The sequence below is a fragment of the Polaromonas sp. genome (genome assembly GCF_039930745.1).
Classification (GTDB): domain Bacteria; phylum Pseudomonadota; class Gammaproteobacteria; order Burkholderiales; family Burkholderiaceae_C; genus Polaromonas.
In genome coordinates this window covers 1-6,195 of record NZ_JBDTTH010000144.1, presented here as the reverse complement: position 1 = coordinate 6,195, position 6,195 = coordinate 1, and the positions used below count along the sequence as shown (strand labels likewise).

Annotated in this window: 8 protein-coding genes; all 8 read right to left on the bottom strand. The window is 61.2% G+C overall.

Annotated elements, in window-relative coordinates:
• Positions 1-111: 111 nt before the first annotated feature.
• Positions 112-888, bottom strand: a complete 777-nt coding sequence (locus ABI660_RS22505) for a uracil-DNA glycosylase (protein WP_348072344.1) — start codon at positions 886-888, stop codon at positions 112-114.
• Positions 889-898: 10 nt separating this feature from the next.
• Entirely contained in the window at positions 899-1,699 is an 801-nt protein-coding gene (trpC, locus tag ABI660_RS22500) for an indole-3-glycerol phosphate synthase TrpC (RefSeq protein WP_348072342.1), read from the bottom strand.
• Between the two features lie 2 nt (positions 1,700-1,701).
• A complete protein-coding gene (gene trpD, locus ABI660_RS22495) occupies positions 1,702-2,745 on the bottom strand; it encodes an anthranilate phosphoribosyltransferase (RefSeq protein ID WP_348072340.1) in 1,044 nt (347 codons plus the stop codon).
• A gap of 40 nt (positions 2,746-2,785) precedes the next feature.
• The gene (locus ABI660_RS22490) at positions 2,786-3,436 is read right to left on the bottom strand and encodes a LysE family translocator (RefSeq protein ID WP_348072338.1); all 651 of its coding nucleotides are present in this window, start codon (positions 3,434-3,436) and stop codon (positions 2,786-2,788) included.
• 9 nt (positions 3,437-3,445) lie between these two features.
• Positions 3,446-4,486 (bottom strand): low-specificity L-threonine aldolase, encoded by a 1,041-nt coding sequence (ltaE, locus tag ABI660_RS22485; protein ID WP_348072336.1) that lies wholly within the window; start codon positions 4,484-4,486, stop codon positions 3,446-3,448.
• A 57-nt stretch (positions 4,487-4,543) separates the two neighbouring features.
• Positions 4,544-5,116, bottom strand: coding sequence for an aminodeoxychorismate/anthranilate synthase component II (locus ABI660_RS22480; protein WP_348072334.1), 573 nt, complete (start codon positions 5,114-5,116; stop codon positions 4,544-4,546).
• A 3-nt stretch (positions 5,117-5,119) separates the two neighbouring features.
• Positions 5,120-5,431, bottom strand: coding sequence for a chorismate mutase (locus ABI660_RS22475; RefSeq protein WP_348072332.1), 312 nt, complete (start codon positions 5,429-5,431; stop codon positions 5,120-5,122).
• Positions 5,428-6,195, bottom strand: a 768-nt coding sequence (locus ABI660_RS22470; RefSeq protein WP_348072330.1) for an anthranilate synthase component I family protein, incomplete at its 5' end; no start/stop codon positions are given. The genes ABI660_RS22475 and ABI660_RS22470, both read right to left, overlap by 4 nt.

Genomic DNA, 6,195 nt, shown 5'->3' with positions numbered 1-6,195 from the left:
AGAGGGCAGATTTACAGTCTGCTGCCATTAACCACTCGGCCACCTCTCCTTTGGCGAACCTCAGATTATGCCATGGATATTTAACGACTGGCAATCAGTCACGACAACTGCTTACCACCTTACAGGGCGTCTGCCATGACTCTCAAGAAAGTCATTGGCGGCGCTGAAATGCCCGCAGCCAATGAAGGGCTGCGGGGGGCGCAAAGCCGACAGGGGCGAAGGGTGATTGGCCGCCAGCACCAGGTGGCGCGGCTGGATCAGCACCCGTTTGCTTTGCGCGTGGGCACCCCAAAGCATGAAGACCACTGGCTCTGGCTTCGCCGACACCGCGCTGATCAGCTGGTCAGTGAGGGTTTCCCAGCCCCGCCGGGCATGGCTGGCGGCCTTTCCCTCTTCCACCGTGAGGCTGGTATTGAGCAGTAGCACGCCCTGGCTGGCCCAACGTTCCAGGGACCCACCGGGATGGGCCTCCGGATGCACACGGGAATCGCGCGCCAGTTCCTTGAAAATATTACGCAGGCTGGGCGGTGGCTTGACACCATCGGGCACGGAAAAAGCCAAACCCTGCGCCTGGCCGGGGCCATGGTAAGGATCCTGCCCCAGGATAACGACTTCCACATCGGCCAGCGGCGTCAGCTCCAACGCCCGAAAGGGCTGAGGCGGATAAATGACGGCGCCTGCGGCGAGCCGCTGTTCGATGAACACGCCTAGCTGCCGGCCCGTGTCGCTGGCCAGGAAGCGTTCGATTTCCGGCGCCCAATCGGCCGCCACCGGCCAATCCGCTGGATTCCAGCAGGCCAGACGCCGGCCATGCCCGGTACCCTCAGGCACGGTTTGCGGCAGGGTTTCAAAGGCCAAATTGGCCTGTTGTCCTTTAGACATGGGCACAACCAGCTATCTAATTTATAGCATCAGGAAAAAGCGCAGCGAGCGCCTCTCCCGGATCGTCGGCCCGCATGAAGGCTTCGCCCACCAGAAAGGCGTGGATATGGGCCTCACGCAGACGCGCCACATCGGCTGGCGTCGAAACGCCCGATTCGGTGACCAGCAAGCGGTCGGCGGGAACGTGCTTCAGCAAGGTCAGCGTGGTGTCCAGCGAGACCTCGAAAGTCTGCAAATTCCGGTTGTTGATGCCCAGCAACGGTGTTTTGAGCTTGAGCGCGCGGTCCAGCTCGGCCCGGTCATGCACTTCCACCAGCACCGCCATGTCCAGCGACATGGCCAAAGCCTCGAGTGCCTTCATCTGCGCATCGTCCAGACAGGCGGCGATGAGCAGGATGCAGTCGGCGCCCATGACGCGTGACTCGTAGACCTGGTAGGGGTCCACGATGAAATCTTTGCGCAACACGGGCAGGTCACAGGACGCCCTGGCTTGCTTGAGGTAATCAATGCTGCCCTGGAAAAAATCCTTGTCAGTGAGTACTGACAAGCACGCCGCGCCATGCTCTGCATAACTCTGGGCAATATCGGCCGGTATGAAGTCGGCCCGCAACACGCCTTTGGACGGGCTGGCCTTCTTGATTTCGGCAATCACGGCCGGTTTGCCGGCGGTAATTTTGGCGCGCAGGGCGCCTGCGAAATCACGCGTCAGCACACGCGACTCGGCGTCAAACCGCATCGCATCGAGTGGTTTGCGCTTGATGGCCGCGGCAACTTCCTGGCGCTTGACGGCCACGATCTTGGTGAGGATGTCGGACATGGTCAGGCTGCCAGGGTTTTAGTGGTGGAAACAAGCTGCTCGAGCTTGCCTTTGGCGGCGCCGGAGTCGATGGCCTTGCGGGCCAATTCAATGCCGGCCTTCATCGAATCAGCCACATTGGCCGCATAAAGCGCGGCACCGGCATTGAGAACGACGATGTCGCGCGCTGCGCCCGGCTCCTTGTCCAGCACGCCACGGAGCATTTTCATGGACTGCTCGGGCGTTTCAACACGCAGGGTGCGGTTGCTGGCCATGGCCAGGCCAAAGTCTTCCGGATGGATCTCGTACTCGGTGATCTCGCCACCCTTGAGTTCGCCGACCACCGTCGCCGCACCGAGGCTGACCTCGTCCATGCCGTCCTTGCCATAAACCACCAGCGCATGTTCAGCGCCCAGACGTTGCAGCGCCCGCACCTGGATACCGACCAGGTCAGGATGGAACACGCCCATCAGGATATTGGGCGCGCTGGCCGGGTTGGTGAGCGGCCCGAGGATGTTGAAGATGGTGCGCACGCCCAGTTCCCTGCGGATCGGGGCCACGTTTTTCATGGCGGGATGGTGATTGGGCGCAAACATGAAGCCAACACCTACTTCCTCAATACATTTTGCAATCGCATCGGGCTGCAAATTGATGTTGATGCCCAGGGCTTCGAGCACGTCGGCGCTGCCCGACTTGCTGCTGACACTGCGCCCGCCGTGTTTGCTGACCTTGGCGCCCGCCGCGGCGGCGACAAACATCGAGCAGGTCGAGATGTTGAAGGTGTGCGAGCCATCGCCGCCGGTGCCAACGATGTCCACCAAGTGCGTCTTGTCGGCCACATGCACCTTGGTTGAAAACTCGCGCATCACCTGCGCCGCTGCAGTGATTTCGCCGATGGTTTCCTTCTTGACACGCAAGCCGGTGATTAGTGCCGACATCATGACCGGAGACATTTCCCCGCTCATGATCATCCGCATGACGTGCAGCATTTCGTCATGGAAAATTTCGCGATGTTCGATGGTGCGCTGCAGGGCTTCCTGCGGGGTGATTTTGTGGGTGTGGGGCATGACGCGTCTCGTTTCTGTGTTTTATCGAAAAAGGTGGGGATCAGTTGGAAGGATGATCGGCCAGGGCCAGCTTGATGCCAAACGCTATGAACATCAGGCCTGCCGCACGGTCCAGCCAGTGCATGCCGCGCTGCACCGCGTCGCGCTTGGTCATCCATGCGGCAACCAGCGCCCAGCCTGTATTGACAGGGATGGCGTTGAGATTGAACAGCACGCCCAGCATCGCAAAAGCCAGGGCCGGGCTGGTGGCATCAGGCGCGATGAACTGCGGCACAAAGGCCAGAAAGAAAATTGCCACTTTGGGGTTGAGCACGTTGGTCCAAAAACCTCCAATGAACACCGCCTTCAGCGGGCGTTGCGGTTGGCTCGCGGCCACCGCCATCAGGTCGGTGCTGGTTTGCGGGCGCCTGGAGAAGAGTATCTTGATGCCAATCCACAGCAGGTAGGCCGCGCCCATCCACTTAAGCACGGTGAAGGCCGTGGCCGAGGTGGCCAGCAGCGCGCTGACGCCCACCGCGGCCGCAAAGATGTGGACAAAACAACCGGCTGTGATACCCAGCCCGGCCACAATGCCGGCGCGGGCGCCCGAGCGCAAGGAGTTGCTCACGATGTACAGCACATCCGGGCCGGGCGTCAGGTTGAGCAGCCAGCCGGCCGCGATGAAAAGCAACAGGTGTTGAAAATCAGGCATGGCTACTTCCTAATTGTTGAAGAATTGCCGGATGACGGCCACGGCGCGGTCTACGCCAGCCGTATCCACGTCCAGGTGGGTGACAAACCGCAGTCGGTAAAGGCCCGTTGCCTCAATACCCTGCCCCGCCAGGTGCTTGAGCAGCGCAGCAGAGCGTTCCCTGGCTGCGCCGGTCAAATCCACAAAGACGATATTCGTCTGTGGAGGCTCTACCTGCAGGCCTTCCATGCCGGCCAGCCCATCGGCCAGGTGTTTGGCCAGCGCATGGTCTTGCGCCAGCCGCCCCACATGGTGGTCCAGCGCATGGGATGCCGCAGCCGCCAGCATACCGGCTTGGCGCATGCCGCCACCCGCCATCTTGCGGATGCGATGCGCCCGGGCGATGAATTCGCGCGAGCCACACAAAGCGGAACCTACCGGCGCGCCCAGGCCTTTGCTGAAACACACAGAAACGCTGTCAAAACACTGCGCAATGCGCTGCGCTTCCGCCAGCGGGTTGCTACCTGTTTGCGCAGCCTGCGCGACAGCGGCATTGAAAAGACGCGCGCCGTCCAAGTGCCGGCTGAGTCCGTACCTTTGCGCCAGAGCGGTCGCCTGCTGCACATAGTCAAAAGGCAGCAGCTTGCCGCCCAGCGTGTTTTCCAGCGCCAACAGCCGGGTGCGGGCGAAGTGCGCATCATCGGGTTTGATGGCCGCCTCGATGTCGGCCAGGGCCAGGGTTCCGTCGGGCTGGTGATTCAAAGGCTGCGGCTGCACGCTGCCGAACACCGCTGCGCCACCACCTTCCCAGCGATAGCAGTGCGCCATCTGCCCCACGATGTATTCGTCGCCGCGCTGGCAATGGCTGAGAATGCCGCACAGGTTGCTTTGGGTGCCGGTGGGCACAAACAACGCGGCCTCAAAGCCCAGCAAACCAGCGATTTTTTCCTGCAGCGCATTGACGCTGGGGTCGTCGGCAAACACGTCGTCCCCCAGTGGCGCCGCCTGCATGGCTGCACGCATGGCGGCTGTGGGCCGGGTGACGGTGTCACTGCGAAGATCAACAGTCATTTTGGCCTCCAGCCCAATGAATACGGTCGCAAGCAGCTACAAAAATGAGAGCGAGCTTCAAGCCTTCTGCTCCATGAAGTTCTTCAACATGGCGTGGCCGTGCTCGGTGAGGATGGATTCAGGGTGAAACTGCACGCCCTGGATCGCCAGCTCCTTGTGCCGCACACCCATGATTTCACCGTCGTCGGTCCACGCGGTCACCGCCAGGGCCTCGGGGCAAGAGGTGCGTTCGATGGCCAGCGAGTGATAGCGGTTGACGGTGAACTGCTTCGGCAGATCCGCAAACATGCCCTCCTGCGTGGTGCTGATCACGCTGGTCTTGCCGTGCATCAGCTGTTGCGCACGAACGATTTTCCCGCCAAAGGCCGCGCCTACCGCCTGGTGCCCCAGGCAAACGCCCAGGATGGGTAGCTTGCCGGCGAAGTACCGGATCGCTGCCACCGAGATGCCAGCTTCCGCCGGCGAACAAGGGCCGGGCGAGACCACCAGCAGCTTGGGCGCACGCTCCGCGATGCCTTCCACGGTGATTTCGTCATTGCGAAACACCTCCACCTGCGCGCCCAGTTCGCCAAAGTACTGAACGATGTTGTAGGTGAAAGAGTCGTAGTTGTCGATCATCAGAAGCTTCATGGCTCAGGCCTCCTCTTTCAGGCGCTTGAACTCGCCGCGCTCAAAGTCAATAAACGCGTCAATCATGGCGCGATAGGTGGCTTCCATGACTACCTCCGAAGCGCCGGCTTTTCGCGCCTTGAGCCGCACACGATCAACGATGAATTCGATGCGGGCCGTGTCCACAATCTGGTCGGCGCGCTGCTTGATGCGTGCGGCCTGGGCCACATAGGCGCCGCGTTCGGCCAGCAGAGCCACGATGCGATCGTCCAGGGCATCGATGTGCTGGCGCACTTCAGTCATCGTCTCGCAGCGTTTGATCATTGGCTTGTTCATTCCAGACCCTCCTCGACAAGTTCGGAGGCACGCAGCAAGGCACGCGCTTTGGCCTCGGTTTCCTTCCATTCCAGTTCTGCCACCGAGTCTGCGACGACACCTGCCGCCGCCTGCACATAAAGCATCTGGTCCTTGATCACGCCTGTCCGGATGGCAATCGCCACATCCATGTCACCGGCGTAACTCAAGTAGCCGCAGGCACCGCCGTACAGCCCTCGTTTGGTCGGCTCGAGCTGGTCGATGAGTTCCATCGCATGCACCTTGGGCGCGCCCGTCAATGTGCCGGCCGGGAAAGTGGCCTTGAGCACATCCATGCTGGTCATGCCGTCGAGCAAGACGCCCTCGACGTTACTGACGATGTGCATCACGTGGCTGTAACGCTCGACTGAAAACGCCTCGGTTACCTTGACCGTGCCGGTTTTCGCGATGCGGCCAATGTCGTTGCGTGCCAGGTCAATCAGCATCACATGCTCGGCGCGCTCTTTGGGATCATTGATCAGTTCCTGCTCGACAGCCTTGTCGATCTCTGGCGACGAAGCGCGCGGCCTTGTGCCGGCCAGCGGGCGGATCGTGATTTTTTGCCCTTCGTCCGTTTTCTCCTGCCGCACCAGGATTTCCGGTGACGCGCCCACCACATGGAAATCCCCGAAGTGGTAGTAATACATGTAGGGGCTGGGGTTAAGCGAGCGCAGCGCGCGGTACAGCGACAGCGGCGACTCGGTATAACGCTTCTTGATGCGCTGGCCCACCTGCACCTGCATGAA

Bases quoted from the DNA above. Each gene is read 5' to 3' on its own strand.
- ABI660_RS22475 (WP_348072332.1), bottom strand. From the start codon at position 5,431: ATGAACAAGCCAATGATCAAACGCTGCGAGACGATGACTGAAGTGCGC.
- ABI660_RS22480 (WP_348072334.1), bottom strand. From the start codon at position 5,116: ATGAAGCTTCTGATGATCGACAACTACGACTCTTTCACCTACAACATC.
- trpC (WP_348072342.1), bottom strand. From the start codon at position 1,699: ATGTCCGACATCCTCACCAAGATCGTGGCCGTCAAGCGCCAGGAAGTT.
- trpD (WP_348072340.1), bottom strand. From the start codon at position 2,745: ATGCCCCACACCCACAAAATCACCCCGCAGGAAGCCCTGCAGCGCACC.
- ltaE (WP_348072336.1), bottom strand. From the start codon at position 4,486: ATGACTGTTGATCTTCGCAGTGACACCGTCACCCGGCCCACAGCCGCC.
- ABI660_RS22490 (WP_348072338.1), bottom strand. From the start codon at position 3,436: ATGCCTGATTTTCAACACCTGTTGCTTTTCATCGCGGCCGGCTGGCTG.